This is a genomic window from Saccharibacillus qingshengii, assembly GCF_013185195.1.
Taxonomy (GTDB): Bacteria; Bacillota; Bacilli; order Paenibacillales; family Paenibacillaceae; genus Saccharibacillus; species Saccharibacillus qingshengii.
Genome location: NZ_JAAZWC010000008.1, coordinates 166036 through 179714, shown reverse-complemented (window position 1 = coordinate 179714; position 13679 = coordinate 166036). Strand labels below are relative to the sequence as shown.

The 13679-nt window shown below is 56.2% G+C and carries 12 protein-coding genes and 1 riboswitch; of the genes, 8 read left to right on the top strand and 4 right to left on the bottom strand.

The features are described 5' to 3' along the window. The first annotated feature begins 117 nt into the window (after nucleotides 1-117). The 3 genes from HRQ60_RS09520 to HRQ60_RS09510 all read left to right on the top strand — a co-directional run bounded on the left by HRQ60_RS09520 (nucleotide 118) and on the right by HRQ60_RS09510 (nucleotide 3191). Complete coding sequence (locus HRQ60_RS09520; protein ID WP_172195572.1) at nucleotides 118-1227, top strand: phosphodiester glycosidase family protein; 1110 nt, start codon at nucleotides 118-120, stop codon at nucleotides 1225-1227. 17 nt (nucleotides 1228-1244) lie between these two features. After that, entirely contained in the window at nucleotides 1245-1904 is a 660-nt protein-coding gene (locus HRQ60_RS09515) for an MOSC domain-containing protein (protein WP_172195571.1), read from the top strand. Between the two features lie 159 nt (nucleotides 1905-2063). Further along, nucleotides 2064-3191: an HRDC domain-containing protein gene (locus tag HRQ60_RS09510; RefSeq protein WP_172195570.1), complete on the top strand. Its 1128-nt coding sequence runs from the start codon at nucleotides 2064-2066 to the stop codon at nucleotides 3189-3191. 163 nt (nucleotides 3192-3354) lie between these two features. Here HRQ60_RS09510 and corA read toward each other — a convergent pair whose 3' ends face one another. Continuing rightward, entirely contained in the window at nucleotides 3355-4296 is a 942-nt protein-coding gene (gene corA, locus HRQ60_RS09505; RefSeq protein ID WP_172195569.1) for a magnesium/cobalt transporter CorA, read from the bottom strand. Nucleotides 4297-4830: 534 nt separating this feature from the next. Further along, a riboswitch (SAM riboswitch) is annotated at nucleotides 4831-4937 on the top strand. Between the two features lie 246 nt (nucleotides 4938-5183). On the opposite strand from corA, the gene metA reads away from it, so the two are divergent. The 5 genes from metA to mqnC all read left to right on the top strand — a co-directional run bounded on the left by metA (nucleotide 5184) and on the right by mqnC (nucleotide 10563). Continuing rightward, nucleotides 5184-6128 carry a homoserine O-acetyltransferase MetA gene (gene metA / locus HRQ60_RS09500; protein WP_172195568.1) on the top strand — a complete coding sequence of 315 codons (945 nt, stop codon included), beginning with the start codon at nucleotides 5184-5186 and terminating at the stop codon, nucleotides 6126-6128. Nucleotides 6129-6266: 138 nt separating this feature from the next. Continuing rightward, nucleotides 6267-7451: a PLP-dependent transferase gene (locus HRQ60_RS09495; protein ID WP_172195567.1), complete on the top strand. Its 1185-nt coding sequence runs from the start codon at nucleotides 6267-6269 to the stop codon at nucleotides 7449-7451. Nucleotide 7452: 1 nt separating this feature from the next. Further along, nucleotides 7453-8745 carry a trans-sulfuration enzyme family protein gene (locus HRQ60_RS09490; protein WP_246281246.1) on the top strand — a complete coding sequence of 431 codons (1293 nt, stop codon included), beginning with the start codon at nucleotides 7453-7455 and terminating at the stop codon, nucleotides 8743-8745. 84 nt (nucleotides 8746-8829) lie between these two features. Then, the gene (locus HRQ60_RS09485) at nucleotides 8830-9192 is read left to right on the top strand and encodes a DUF1304 domain-containing protein (protein WP_172195566.1); all 363 of its coding nucleotides are present in this window, start codon (nucleotides 8830-8832) and stop codon (nucleotides 9190-9192) included. A 234-nt stretch (nucleotides 9193-9426) separates the two neighbouring features. Then, nucleotides 9427-10563, top strand: a complete 1137-nt coding sequence (mqnC, locus tag HRQ60_RS09480; RefSeq protein ID WP_172195565.1) for a cyclic dehypoxanthinyl futalosine synthase — start codon at nucleotides 9427-9429, stop codon at nucleotides 10561-10563. Nucleotides 10564-10667: 104 nt separating this feature from the next. Here the strand turns inward: mqnC and HRQ60_RS09475 are convergent, their stop codons facing one another. The 3 genes from HRQ60_RS09475 to HRQ60_RS09465 are packed head-to-tail and all read right to left on the bottom strand — an operon-like array spanning nucleotide 10668 to nucleotide 13651. After that, nucleotides 10668-11693 (bottom strand): FecCD family ABC transporter permease, encoded by a 1026-nt coding sequence (locus tag HRQ60_RS09475; protein ID WP_172195564.1) that lies wholly within the window; start codon nucleotides 11691-11693, stop codon nucleotides 10668-10670. Continuing rightward, on the bottom strand, nucleotides 11690-12697 hold the full coding sequence (locus tag HRQ60_RS09470; protein ID WP_172195563.1) for a FecCD family ABC transporter permease: 1008 nt from the start codon (nucleotides 12695-12697) through the stop codon (nucleotides 11690-11692). Before HRQ60_RS09470 ends, HRQ60_RS09475 begins: the two co-directional genes overlap by 4 nt. A 9-nt stretch (nucleotides 12698-12706) precedes the next feature. After that, complete coding sequence (locus HRQ60_RS09465; RefSeq protein ID WP_172195562.1) at nucleotides 12707-13651, bottom strand: iron-hydroxamate ABC transporter substrate-binding protein; 945 nt, start codon at nucleotides 13649-13651, stop codon at nucleotides 12707-12709. Between the last annotated feature and the right edge of the window lie 28 nt (nucleotides 13652-13679).

Sequence of the window (13679 nt, the reverse complement as noted above, 5' to 3'; positions counted from 1 at the left end):
AGCCGAAACTTTTCCCTCCCCGTCAAGCAGGAAAAAGCATCCTCCATCGCTAAATTAAAGAAAGCAGGCAGCCAAGACCAAACATCAATGCAAAATGTTCTAGGGAGAAGGTTCAGGATGAAAAGCAAAAAATGGGGAATGATGCTGCTGGCGGGGGTGCTGGCGGTATCGGGAATATTCGGTCTGGCGGGGGATAACCGGGCCGAAGCGGCGGCGTCGATTACGACGAGCGTACGCAAAGTATCGGTGTCGGGTCGAACGTACAGCGTGCAGACGGTCACGATTCCCAAAGGCACGAAAGCGGCACTCGGACTGGCTCAAGGACAGGTCGGGCAGACCCAGAGCTTCGCTTCGATCATCACAAGCAGCAAAGCGACCGCGGCGATCAACGGAGCGTTTTTCAACTCTTACGGAGGCCCGGCCGATCCTTACGGAACTTTGATCTCCAAAGGACAGATCGTGCACACGGGCTATTACGGCACAAGTATCGGCTTCAAAAAAGACGGCACCGTACTCATGGACTCGCTGCGTGCCAAAATCACCGGGAAAGTCGTCAGCCGACCGGATAAGGCGGGCAAAAGCAAAACGTCCGGCTGGTATGCAACCTTCGTCAATCGGACTCCGGAAGCCGGGCAGGATGTTGTATTGATGTATAATTCGGCACGCGGAGCCCGGGTCGGATTCAGCGGCGGCACCGCAGTGACGATCCGTCAGAACAAAGTCGTCCAAAAAGCGGCGAATGCCAACACTGCGATTCCGTCCGACGGTTATGTGCTGGTCTATCACGGTTCGGAACAAAACAATGCCGGCCGCTTCGAAGTGGGTTCGACCGTGGAAATGAATATCGCGTATCAAAATGCGGCCAACCAAACGATTCCCTGGGACGATGTCGTCACATCGGTCGGCGCGGGTCCGCGCCTCGTCAAAGACGCGAAAGTATCGCTCGACGCAAAAGGCGAAGGATTCAACGATCCCAAGATTCTCACGGCTTCGGGTGCGCGCAGCGGGATTGCGATCATGCCGGACGGTTCGGTTATGCTTGCGACGATCGGAGGCGCAACGATGAATCAGTGGGCGCAGGTGATGCAGAAAATGGGCGCGAAGCAGGCAATGAATCTGGACGGAGGAGCTTCTTCCGCCCTGTATGCCAACGGCCGGGTGCTGACCGGAGCGGGGCGGGCCCTCAGCAATACGCTGGTATTCGGACAGTGGGTATCGATGGAATAGAAACGGAGGCGAAACGGATGAACGAAGCAGTCGTTGTAGCGGTAAATGTAGGTCTGCCGAAATCCGTGCCGAACGGCAGCAGAACCGTCGAAACGGGGATTTTCAAAAATCCGGTCAAAGGGAACGTGTATCTGGGCCGGCTGGGGTTTGCGGGAGACGGACAAGCCGATCTGAAGAATCACGGCGGAAGCGACAAAGCGGTCTGTGTCTATTCGACGGACCGGTTCGCTTTCTGGGAAAACGGTATCCTGCCGAAGCTTGCACCGGGGGCTTTCGGAGAGAACCTGTCGATTGCCGGAGCGGCGGAAGAAGATTTTTGTATCGGCGACACGTTTGCGATCGGCGAAGCGGTCCTGCAGCTCAGCCAGCCGCGTCAGCCCTGCTTCAAGCTGTCGGTGCGCTACGGGGTGCCGGAACTGCCGGAAGTCGTGCAGGAGACCGGCTACAGCGGTTTTTATTTCCGGGTGCTGCAGGAAGGAAACATTCAGGCGGGGGATCGAATCGAACGGCTGGAGCGCCATCCTGCCGGTATGACGGTGATGCGGGCCAATGAAATCAAGTACAAATACAAAAACGATGCCGAAGCGATCCGCAGTCTGCTGGCTGTCGAAGAATTGGCCGACGCTTGGCGGGGGCCGCTTGCGAAACGTCTGGAAGGGCTTGAAACGCAGAGCTGAATCCGGCTGCAAAATCGGCTTGACTCTTATTCCCTGCGAAGGGTATTATAGGATCAACAGCAAACAAGCGCGGAGGAAGCACCTCTCTTACATTCCATGTAGGAGAGGTGCTTTTTTTGCGTTTTGGCTGAAATTTTGGATAACAAGGCGGGGATTGGGATGACGATCGTGTTTTTGAACCGGATGGAGATCGAACGGGAGCATGAGGTTGAGGCCGCGCAGGTATGGATCGAAGAAGAAGGCGGATTATGGGTTTGCGGCTGGAACGAAGAAGACGTCCCGGAACCGGCGCAGCGGGAGAACTGGTACGAAGGAACGGTATGGAACGAGATGCTGGCCGTGTACCGGCATCGCCTGGCGATCAAACTGGCCGAAGGCTATCGTCCGGTAATCCGCGATACGTTTCAGGAATTTCTCGAATCGGGGCAGCGCGGCCGTTTTTCCCAGAAGCTGATCTGCTACAGCGAGCTGCATACGGATGAGGAGTTATATAAGCGGATGGCCGCCTGGCGCAGGGTAAGAGCGACCGAAGAACATCGGGCGCCGTACTTGATCGCAACGAACCGGGCGCTGCGTCTGATCGTCGCGTTTCTTCCGCAGACGCTCGACGAGCTGCGCGAGCTTCCGGGGATCGGAGAAAATACCGTTCAGCGCTACGGGGCGGCTCTGCTCGAACATACCGCAGGAGTTGAGCGTACGCATACTTTTCCGCTGGATTGGGTGGAGAGACGACTGGACGAAGAAGAATTCGAAGAGTGGACCTACAAAGGCAAAGAACGCAAATTCAAACGGGAAGCCGAACGGGTCCGGGCCACGCGGCTGCTGCTCGAATCTTCCAAAGGCGGCGTTTCCTCCTTGACCCAAATCAGCCAGGGCAGCGGTCTGGACCGCAGGGAACTGATCGAGATGATGGAATCGCTGGAGAAGAACGGGTACAATCTGGAAGCCGTGATCGAGCACGAACTGCAGATGATGCCGGAGGAACAGCGGCTGGCCGCCCTGCAGGCTTATACGGAACTGGGCGATTCCTTTCTTAAGCCCGTACTGAAAAAAGTATACGGGGAAGAACCGCCGAGCGAGCCGGGACTGGACATCTTGTATGAACAGCTGCGGCTGCTGCGTATCCGTTATCGCCGCGAAGAGGAGCGAAGAGAAGCCGAGGCGGCGATCCTGCCCGAAACGCCGGAAGTTTCGGAGCCGGCAGACGAGGCGTCTTCCCCGTCGCTGGTCATTGCTCCGCAAGTTTCGGCATCGGCCGGAAGAAAGCGCGGAACCAACGCAGGTTGAGCGGCCCGGTAGTCCGACTTCCAGGCAGCGAATAAAGCGCCGCAGAATTTGCGGGTGGGGATATCCCCAACACAAAAAAGGGCCGTTCGCCGCTCGGATCTCCGAAGCGCAAACCGCCCTTTTATTTGATTCGTCACACAGAATGCCTAAGACCGAACCTGCGTTACAGCCAACCTTTTTTGCGGAACAGCAGGTACATCGTAAATCCGAGCACGACCATCAGGGCGATGACCATCGGATAGCCGTACGTCCAGTGCAGCTCCGGCATATGGTCGAAGTTCATCCCGTAAATGCCGGTGACCACGGTTAGCGGCATGAAGATCGTCGTGATCACGGTAAATACTTTCATGATCTCGTTCGCACGATTGGAAATACTCGACTGGTAGGCTTCCCGAAGGTTTCCCATCAGATCGCGGTACGTATCGAAAGCCTCGGAGACTTTGACCGTGTTTTCGTAAATGTCGCTGAAATATTTCTGCAGTTCGTCGTCGATCAGTCGAAGATCTTTTTTGTTGAGAATATTGATCACTTCGCGCTGCGGTACCAGTACTTTTTTGAGCCAGAGAATTTCCGCCCGCAGTCCGATAATATCGTTCAGATGGGTGCGCTTGGTATTCATCAGGATATCTTCTTCCAGCTGTTCGATCTGGTCTTCGATCCGGTCGCCGACGGCGAAGAAGTTGTCGACGACGCGGTCGATCAGCAGATACATGAAGCGGTCGGGCGTATGGACTTCTTCTTCCCACATAATCGGCTTGACCGTGCGCAGTTCATGGATCTTCTGCCGGGTCACGGTAATGACGAAATGCCGGCCGAGGAAAATGTTCAGGGCCCGCATAAAGATTTCTTCATTGTCGAAACGGATACTGTTGACGACGGTGAAGTAATGGTTCTCGTAAATTTCGATCTTCGGCCGCTGTTCTTCTTCGCCGAGCATATCCTCTACCGCCAGATCGTGCAGGCCGAATGTGAGCTGCAGCAGCGTTACATCGTCCAGATCGGCATCGATCCAGTAAAAGCCTTCTTCGGGAGGGGTCAGGGTATCGGTCAGATTCTCATTTTCGATCAGCGTAAAAACGCCGTATTTGACATGCCGGATTTTCATGCGGTTCAACTCCTTCGAAATGGGACGATTGCTCGTCTTGAAATAGTCTCGAATTTGCGGGAGAGCGCAGGAAAAAACAGGCCGTCGCCGGAACGGGCGTCGCCTTAAACGGTTGAACGGCAGTTCAGCCCTTAAGGCGGCGGCCGGTCAGTGAACTTCCATACATGGAGGTAGTGACGCCGGTCGGCCGTTTTTTCGGTTGTCGGATGCATGCTGCGTTCTCTTACGCTTGGGCCTCGGGTCGCCGTCCATCTGAAAGTCACCTCTTGTTTTCAAATTGTTTTCATAAAACCCTCGTTAAGTATACCCTGCGCCACAAGGCCTTTCAAGGGCTTGTTTGTGACAGGTTATGCTTACGTTATCGGCTTGGCAGGAACCAAACTGTAGATGAAGAAAAAGGTGCTTCCCTGCAAACTGCTTCTTGCTTGAATACACAAAATGTGTATAATAAATCTAAAGTTATCCCGGCGAAACCATCGGGATTTCGACAACTGAATACTTCGGCCGGCACGCAAAATCCGGTTGAACAGTGGAATCTTATCAAGAGCAGGTGGAGGGACTAGCCCGATGAAACCCGGCAACCGGCGACTATGTCGTACGGTGCTAATTCTTGCAAGTTACCGTGCGAACCGAGGCGAGGCACAAGGCAATGCGCCTTGGTCGTCGCGGCGCATCGTGCAATTCGAGACGAAACAGGCGGACCGCCTGTTTCGCTTGGATGCACCCGGCAACTTGGCAGATGAGAGAGGAGCTAGCTTATATAGACCTTTCTCGGCCTGCCCGGAAAGGTCTTTTTTGTACCCATTTGTACAGAAAAACCCTATCCGGCTGCCGAATGCTCGATAGATCGACATCAACGTCCAAACGAAAAAAGGAGTGAATGCGAAGTGCCGATTAAAGTGCCCGACAATCTGCCCGCCATGGAAGTACTGCTTAAGGAGAATATTTTCGTGATGGACGAAAGCCGGGCGTACAGCCAGGATATCCGTCCGCTGCGCATCGCCATTTTGAACCTGATGCCGACCAAGGAAACGACCGAAACGCAGCTGCTTCGCTTGATCGGCAACACGCCGCTGCAGGTGGATGTCGTTCTGCTGTACCCGAGTTCGCATACGTCCAAGAACACATCCGAAGAATACCTGAATACTTTTTACAAAACGTTCGACGAAATCAAGCACAAACGGTTCGACGGCATGATCATTACCGGAGCGCCGGTCGAGCAGTTGGAATTTGAACAGGTGAGCTACTGGGAAGAGATTCGCCAAATCTTCGAATGGTCCAAACAAAATGTCACCTCGACCCTGCATATCTGTTGGGCTTCCCAGGCGGGGCTGTACCATCATTTCGGAGTCAGCAAGATTCCGCTGGCGGACAAGTGTTTCGGCGTATTCCCGCACACCATGAACAAGAGCAACGTGCAGCTGCTGCGCGGGTTCGACGAATGTTTCTTCGTTCCCCATTCCCGTCACACCGATGTGCAGCGCGAAGATATTTTGCGCAGTCCGGAGCTTGAGATTCTCGCCGAATCGGAAGAAGCGGGCGTCTACTTGGTGGCAACCAAGGACGGCAAGCAGATCTTCGCCACGGGTCACTCCGAATATGATCCGCTGTCGCTCAAGTGGGAATACGACCGCGATATTGCCAAAGGCATGGACATCCCGGTTCCGAAAAATTATTTCCCCAACGACGATCCGACCCGCAAGCCGCTGTCTTCGTGGAGAGCGCACGCCAATCTGCTGTTCTCGAACTGGCTGAACTATTACGTGTACCAGGAAACGCCGTTCGATCAGGTCAAGGAATCGGAATTCAGCGACTATGGAGCCGGCATCTGAAGGTCTCGGGGCGGAGCTTGCCAAGAGCTGCCCGCGGCTTCTGCCGCCTCCTCTCCATACGCCCGGAATTCAGGAATGTGCAGCATCGAAGCGTCAATTGAATCACTTAATCCAAGCTCTCAGCCAGGAGGAATAGACATGACAGACGATAGACAGCTCAAGATCGAAAGCGCATTGGCGCAGATCGGTTCGCTTGAAGATCCGCATACGGGGGGAGTCACGTTCCCGATTTACCATTCGACCGCGTACCGCCATCCGGGGCTCGGACAGAGTACGGGCTTCGACTATACCCGGACCAAGAATCCGACCCGCGCGGTGCTCGAAGAAGCTTCGGCCAAGCTGGAAGGGGGAGACGCCGCTTTTGCCTGCAGTTCCGGCATGGCCGCGCTGCAGACGGTGTTTGCGCTCTTCGGACAAGGCGACCATCTGATCGTATCGCTTGATCTGTACGGCGGCACCTACCGCCTGCTGGAGCGCGTCCTGTCCCGATTCGGCGTTACGGCTTCGTACGTCGATACGAACGACCTCGAAGGGATCGAGCGGCTGCGTACGCCGAATACCAAAGCGGTGTTCATCGAGACCCCGACCAACCCGCTGATGATGGTTACCGATATCCAAGCGGTCACCGGCTGGGCGAAACCGCACGGGATTCTGACGATTGTCGACAACACGCTGCTGACTCCGTTTTTCCAGCGTCCGATCGAACTCGGTGCCGATATTGTCGTGCACAGCGCGACCAAATATCTGGGCGGACACAATGATGTACTCGCCGGCTTGATCGTCACGAAGGGCCAAGAGCTGTCCGAAGAAATGTTTTTCCTGCACAACTCGATCGGAGCGGTGCTGAGTCCTTCCGATTCCTATCAATTGATGCGCGGAATGAAGACGCTGGCGCTGCGGATGGAGCGGCATGAGAGCAATGCGCTGACGCTGGCGCGCTTCCTGCAGCAGCATCCGCAGATCGAAGCCGTCTATCATCCGGGCCTGCCGGAGCATCCGGGACACGATGTGCAGAACCGGCAGTCGAGCGGCAATACGGGGATCTTCTCGTTCAAAGTCAAAGACGCCCGCTGGATCGATCCGATTCTGCGCCATATCCGGCTGATCGCGTTCGCGGAAAGCCTGGGCGGCGTCGAGTCGCTGATGACGTATCCGGCGATTCAGACGCATGCGGACATTCCGCAGGAGATTCGCGACGCGATCGGCGTCGACGACAAACTGCTGCGCTTCTCGGTCGGCATCGAGCATATCGACGACCTGATCGCGGACCTCGGCGGAGCCCTGCAGGCGGCATTCAGCGAGACGGAAGGAGCGGAAGCTTAATATGACGAACGCCCATAACGAAAATAACGAGCACGGCGGCGGCGACACTCTGGAGACCGGTACGGAAAAAACGGCCCAACCGCAGGGACGCGCGCCGGAGCAGACAGCGCCCCGGCAGCTGCAGACTCCCGAAGAAGCGGCCCAAGCGCTCAAGAATCGCCATTTCGATACCAAGCTGATCCATTTCGGCGCGGAGATCGATCCGGCGACCGGCGCATCAAGCGTACCGATCTACCAGGCGTCGACCTTCCACCATTTCGATATTTACAACCCGCCGCAGTACGATTACAGCCGTTCCGGCAGTCCGACCCGGCAGGCGCTTGAAGATTACATCTCGCTGCTCGAAGGCGGAGCCGGCGGTTATGCGTTCGCATCCGGTATGGCGGCGATCTCGGCGGCGCTGATGATGTTCTCGGCCGGCGATCACCTGATCGTCACGGAAGACGTCTACGGCGGAACCTACCGGCTGCTGACGACGATCTTGAGCCGGATGAACATCGAGACGACGTTCGTCGATATGACCGATCTCGCGCAGATCAAAGCGGCGCTGCGTCCGAATACCAAAGGCGTCTATATGGAGACGCCGTCTAATCCGACCCTCAAGATTACCGATATGGGCGCGGTAGCGGAGTGGGCGCAAGCGCACAATCTGCTGACGCTGGTCGACAATACATTCATGACGCCGTATTATCAGCGCCCGATCGAGCAGGGAGTCGATATCGTGCTGCACAGCGCAACCAAGTTCCTCGGCGGGCACAGCGACGTGCTGGCGGGGCTTGCGGTAGCGCGCACGCCGGAGCTGGCCGCAGAGCTCAAGAAGCTGCAAAACGGGCTTGGCACCGTGCTTGGCCCGCAGGACAGCTGGCTGCTGATCCGCGGCATGAAGACGCTTGGAGCGCGTATGGAGCGCAGCGAAACGAGTGCCCGCAGATTGGCGCAGTGGCTGTCGGAACGCGAAGACATCGCGGCTGTGTATTATCCGGGGCTGCCCGAGCATCCGGGACGCGAAATCCAGGAAAAGCAGTCTACGGGCTACGGCGCGGTGGTCTCGTTTGATGCCGGTTCCGAAGAGCGGGCCAAACGTCTGCTGAGCCGGGTAAAGCTGCCGCTTGTGGCGGTCAGCCTGGGAGCGGTGGAGAGCATCTTGTCGTATCCGCCGATGATGTCGCATGCGGCGATGCCGCGCGAAGTTCGGCTGGAACGGGGAATTGCCGACGGTCTGCTGCGCTTCTCGGTGGGTCTCGAGAATATCGACGACCTGATCGCCGATCTGCAGCAGGCTTTGGCCGATTAACTTTCTTCCGGTAAAGGGAGCACTCTCTTTTTTCTGATACAATGGGATGGCAGGTACATGCCTTGAAGGAAAAGGGGAAACAAGATGGAATGGGTGGCCAATATTCTGGTAGCACTGATCGCGCTGCTGCATGTGTACATTCTGGTACTGGAAATGTTCATGTGGAACAAACCGAGAGGAATGAAAGCCTTCGGTTTGGAGCAGAAGTTCGCCGACGCGACGGTGTCGCTGGCGGGCAATCAAGGATTGTATAACGGATTTCTGGCGGCGGGTCTGGTCTTCGGCCTTCTCTATCCGAACGCCGAAGCGGCTGCGCATATCCAGATCTTCTTCTTGGTCTGTGTGATGATCGCCGGTATTTACGGAGCGGCGACAGCCAAGTTCAAGATTCTGTTTATCCAGACGATTCCGGCTTTGATCGCGTTGATTGCCGTACTGATCGCCTGACCGATACCCAGATGCGGTGCCAGAAGACCGATTCGCTTTGGCGGATCGGTTTTTTTGCGGTTTGAAGGCGGCAGTTCGCGACAAACATTTTCTTCTCATTTAAAATATGATAGGATAAACTGTATTGCAGTGCTTGTTACAATTTTAAATTTTAAAAATAGAGATTTAAAGCCGAAACCGACCGGGTACGACTATCTTCATTTGAACCTATTTTCACAAAGGAGGCTGCATGAAATGAGTGCGGTTGACAAAATACTGGATAAAGCTTTAAACGGAGGACGTCTCGATGTCGAAGACACGATCGCCCTATACGAGTCGAACGAAATCGAGAAAATGGGTCACGCCGCCAACGAGCTGATGATTCGCAAAAATCCCGATCCGATCACGACGTTCGTGATTGGGCGCAACGTAAACTATACGAACGTGTGCGACGTTTTTTGCCGTTTCTGCGCGTTCTACCGCCGTCCGGGTTCGCCCGAAGGTTACGTGCTTCCCGATGAAGTGATCCTGCAAAAAATTCAGGAAACCGAAGATGTGGGCGGTACGGAAATCTTGATGCAGGGCGGGGTCAACCCGGATCTGCCGTTCGAATATTATCTGAACATCCTGCGCAAGATCAAGGAGCATTTCCCGAATGTGACGATGCACTCGTTCTCTCCCGCAGAGATCATGAAGATGCAGAAACTGTCGGGGATGTCGATGGAAGACACGATCCGCGCCATCCACGAAGCGGGACTCGACTCCCTGCCGGGCGGAGGCGGCGAGATTCTCGATGACCGGACCCGACGCAAGATCAGCCGTCTCAAAGGCTCGTGGCGCGACTGGATGGATGTCATGCAGACGGCGCACAAAGTCGGCATGAACACGACCGCGACGATGGTAATCGGTTTCGGCGAATCGTACGAAGAACGCGCCCTGCATATGATGAGAGTCCGTGAAGCCCAGGACGAGTGCGTGCGCAACGGATACGATTCCGAAGGATTCCTGGCCTATATCTCGTGGACGTTCCAGCCGGACAACACGAACATGAAAGTCGAGAAGCAGACGCCGGAGCAGTATCTGCAGAACGTGGCGATCAGCCGCATCGTACTCGACAACATCAAACATTTCCAATCGTCGTGGGTTACCATGGGACCGGAAGTGGGCAAGATGTCGCTGAGTTACGGCTGTGACGACTTCGGCAGTACCATGATGGAAGAAAACGTGGTATCGGCTGCGGGCACGACCCACAAAGTCAATATCGAACAGACTCTGGATATTATCCGCGCCGCGGGCAAGATTCCGGCCCAGCGCGATACCAAATATAATCTGCTCAAAGTGTTCGACGACGAAAGCTACAAGATCCAGCGCGACTTTATCATGCAGAACTAAACGTCCGGCGAGATTCCGGCTTGAGCGCTTCAAATCAAACGCCCCTCCGTTCGACGGCTCCCCGAAAAGGGACCGAAGAATAGAGGGGCGTTTTTGCCGTTTTTTTAATTCGTTTTTTTGAGCAGCAGATACAGAAAGTAAGGGGCACCGATAAACGCGACCACGATACCGGCCGCAATCCCGTTCGGATCGTTCAGATTACGGCCGATCGTATCGGCGAGCAGCAGCAGCCAGGCTCCGATCAGTACGGAGACCGGGACGAAGCGCTGATGGGCCGATCCGACCAGCGCACGTGCGATATGCGGTGCCATCAGCCCGATAAAAGAAATGCCTCCCGTGACGGATACGGCCGAAGCGGCCAAAGCGACAGCGGCCAGCAGCAGCAGAACGCGGTCTTTCTGCACCGGTACCCCGGCTCCGACAGCCGAAGCTTCGCCCAGGGACATCAGATTGAGGGTGCGGGTCTTGATCAGTGCGAAAGGGATCAGGAGAAGCAGCCAGGGCAGCAGCGCCAGAACGAACGGCCAGTCGGTTCCCCAGATATTGCCTGCCAGCCATTTGGAGATAAAGTCGACTTTGACCCGATCGACGGAAGAGATCAGCACGATCATCATGCCCGAGAGGGCAGTCGAGAAGCCGACCCCGATCAGAATCAGCCGGATCGGCTGAACGCCTTCTCCCGGGCTGTACGCCAGCAGATAGATCAGCGCCGCGGTCAGCAGGGCCCCTCCAAAAGCAGCGGCAGGCAGCAGGTAAGCGAACGAACCTACTTCGATCGGTGCGAACAGGAAGAAGACCGTGACGCCCAATCCGGCACCGGCATTGATTCCGATGATACCCGGATCGGCCAATTCGTTGCGGGTAATCCCCTGCAGGATCGCTCCGGAGAGAGCAAGCGCCATACCGGCCAGCAGCGTAATCAAAATACGCGGCAGCCGGATCGAAAACAGTACGAACTCGTCTTTGAACGCGCCTTGTCCGAGCAGAGTCGGCAGGACCCGGTCAAAAGAAACCGAAGACGAACCCAAGCCCAGACTGACAAAAAAGGTTGCGACAATCAGCAGCAACAGCAGAGTAAACGCCAATTGAGGCCGGTGCGGCAGACGCAAACGCCGTAAGATCCGGTTCATGAGAGGGATCGGCCTCCTTTGCGTACGATGAACAAGAAGAAAGGCAGACCCAGCACCGCGACGATCGCCACGATCGGGGTTTCCATCGGAGCGTTCAACATCCGTCCGAGCGTATCGGCCAGCACCATAAAGATGGCTCCGCAGATAGCGGACAAGGGAAGGATCGCCCGATAATCGGTACCGGCAAAGATCCGAACGACATGCGGAATCATCAATCCGACAAAAGCGAGGTTGCCGACCAGGGAAACGGCCGCGCCCGCAAGCAGCGTAATGACGATGTAGAGCGCCAGCTTGACCCAGCGGGTGTTCAAACCGAGGCCGACGGCAGTCGACTCGTTGAGGCTGAGCAGAGTCAGCTGCCGCGACAGCAGCAGGGACACGGCAATACCGATCGCAATCACCGGTGAAATCGCCAGCAGTTGGCTCCAGCTCGTCCCGATCAGACCGCCGGAAGTCCACATGGAGACGCTTTTGGAAATTTTGAATTCCAGACTGATCGCTTCCGCGGCGGCCGATAGCAGCGCGGATACCGCCGCGCCGGCCAGCACCATACGCATGGGAGAAATACTTTTGCCGCGCAGGGCCAGAACGCCGAAGACGAACAGGACGCCAACGGCCGCACCGGCGAAGCAGGCCAGCATTACACCGAAATAGCCGGCTGCCGGAGTAAAAGCAAACACGACAGCCAAAGCCGCATTGGCGCCGGCCGTGACGCCGAGCAGTCCGGGATCGGCCAACGGATTGCGGGTCAGCCCCTGCATGATGGCTCCGGATACGGCCAGCGCGGAACCGACCAGCACGCCGCCGAGTTCCCGGGGCAGCCGCAGTTCGCGGATGATGGAAATATCGGCGTTCGAGCGGCCGGGATCGGTCAGCGCGATCCAGATGTCCGGCAGCGAGACGTTTTTGGCACCGACAAGAATCGCTCCGACAACGACCAGCAGCAGAAGACACAGACTCAGCAGCAGCTTAAACGCAAGAGAGCGCGCAGCGGTCTTTTTCATCGGGAAAATTTACTCGCCCAGGAACGATTTTTTGAAGAAATCGAGCTGGTAGTCAAGCGAATAGGCGTCGTTGAAGTAGAAACCCGTCGCATCGACTTCGTAGACATGGCCGTTTTGGACAGCCGGAATATTGCGGTACGTATCGGTTTCCTGGAACGAGTTGTCTCCGGTCATCGTCTTGCTGAAGATCACGTAATCTCCCAGGTATTCGGGCAGCACCTCGAGCGAGAGATCGTAGTACCCCTGTTTCGACGTCATTTCTTTGACTTTCTCCGGCATCTTCAGCCCCATGGCCTGATACAGGATCTCCGTTCCGCGTCCCCAGGCATCGCCGAAGACGTACATCGCTTTGGCATCGCCTTCCATAACGGTTACGGTTTTGTCGGCGCCGATCTTCGCTTTGATTTCTTCGCCGGCTTTTTGCGCGCGGGTCTTGAAGTCCGCGATCCAGGCGGCGCCTTCTTTGCCTTTGTTGACCGCTTTGGCGACTTCTTCGATCTGGGTGAGATAGTCGACTTTGTTGTATGTATACGTGACGAGCGGGGCGATCTGCTTGAGTTTGTCTGCGTTCTTCACGTCGCTTGAAGCGATGATCAGATCGGGCTGCAGCTCGATAATCTTCTCCACATCGTCGGCGGAGACTTCGGCCACGTCGGCCAGCTGTTCCTTGAAGTTCGGATTGTTCTTGGTCCAGGTATCGACACCGACAACCGGCACGCCGAACTGGATCAGTGTGCCCGTATAGCTGGACAGGTCAACGACACGCTGCGGATTGGCCGGCAGTTTGATAGGGCCGTTCTCGGACTCGTACGTCACCGTTCCGGTCTCGGCCGGTGCGGCTTCGGCCGCGGCGGTTCCGCCTGTGTCGGGATTTGCGGCGGTCGGGGCAGTGCTGCCGCAGGCGCTAAGCGCCAAGACGAGAAGCAGCAGCAGAGGTAACAAAGATCTCTTCATGATTGGATAATCTCCCTTTTGAATAAGA

What these genes read in the sequence shown, in the direction of transcription:
- HRQ60_RS09520 (WP_172195572.1), top strand. Translation starts at nt 118, where the DNA reads ATGAAAAGCAAAAAATGGGGAATGATGCTGCTGGCGGGGGTGCTGGCG.
- HRQ60_RS09515 (WP_172195571.1), top strand. Translation starts at nt 1,245, where the DNA reads ATGAACGAAGCAGTCGTTGTAGCGGTAAATGTAGGTCTGCCGAAATCC.
- HRQ60_RS09510 (WP_172195570.1), top strand. Translation starts at nt 2,064, where the DNA reads ATGACGATCGTGTTTTTGAACCGGATGGAGATCGAACGGGAGCATGAG.
- corA (WP_172195569.1), bottom strand. Translation starts at nt 4,296, where the DNA reads ATGAAAATCCGGCATGTCAAATACGGCGTTTTTACGCTGATCGAAAAT.
- HRQ60_RS09495 (WP_172195567.1), top strand. Translation starts at nt 6,267, where the DNA reads ATGACAGACGATAGACAGCTCAAGATCGAAAGCGCATTGGCGCAGATC.
- HRQ60_RS09490 (WP_246281246.1), top strand. Translation starts at nt 7,453, where the DNA reads ATGACGAACGCCCATAACGAAAATAACGAGCACGGCGGCGGCGACACT.
- HRQ60_RS09485 (WP_172195566.1), top strand. Translation starts at nt 8,830, where the DNA reads ATGGAATGGGTGGCCAATATTCTGGTAGCACTGATCGCGCTGCTGCAT.
- mqnC (WP_172195565.1), top strand. Translation starts at nt 9,427, where the DNA reads ATGAGTGCGGTTGACAAAATACTGGATAAAGCTTTAAACGGAGGACGT.
- HRQ60_RS09475 (WP_172195564.1), bottom strand. Translation starts at nt 11,693, where the DNA reads ATGAACCGGATCTTACGGCGTTTGCGTCTGCCGCACCGGCCTCAATTG.
- HRQ60_RS09470 (WP_172195563.1), bottom strand. Translation starts at nt 12,697, where the DNA reads ATGAAAAAGACCGCTGCGCGCTCTCTTGCGTTTAAGCTGCTGCTGAGT.
- HRQ60_RS09465 (WP_172195562.1), bottom strand. Translation starts at nt 13,651, where the DNA reads ATGAAGAGATCTTTGTTACCTCTGCTGCTGCTTCTCGTCTTGGCGCTT.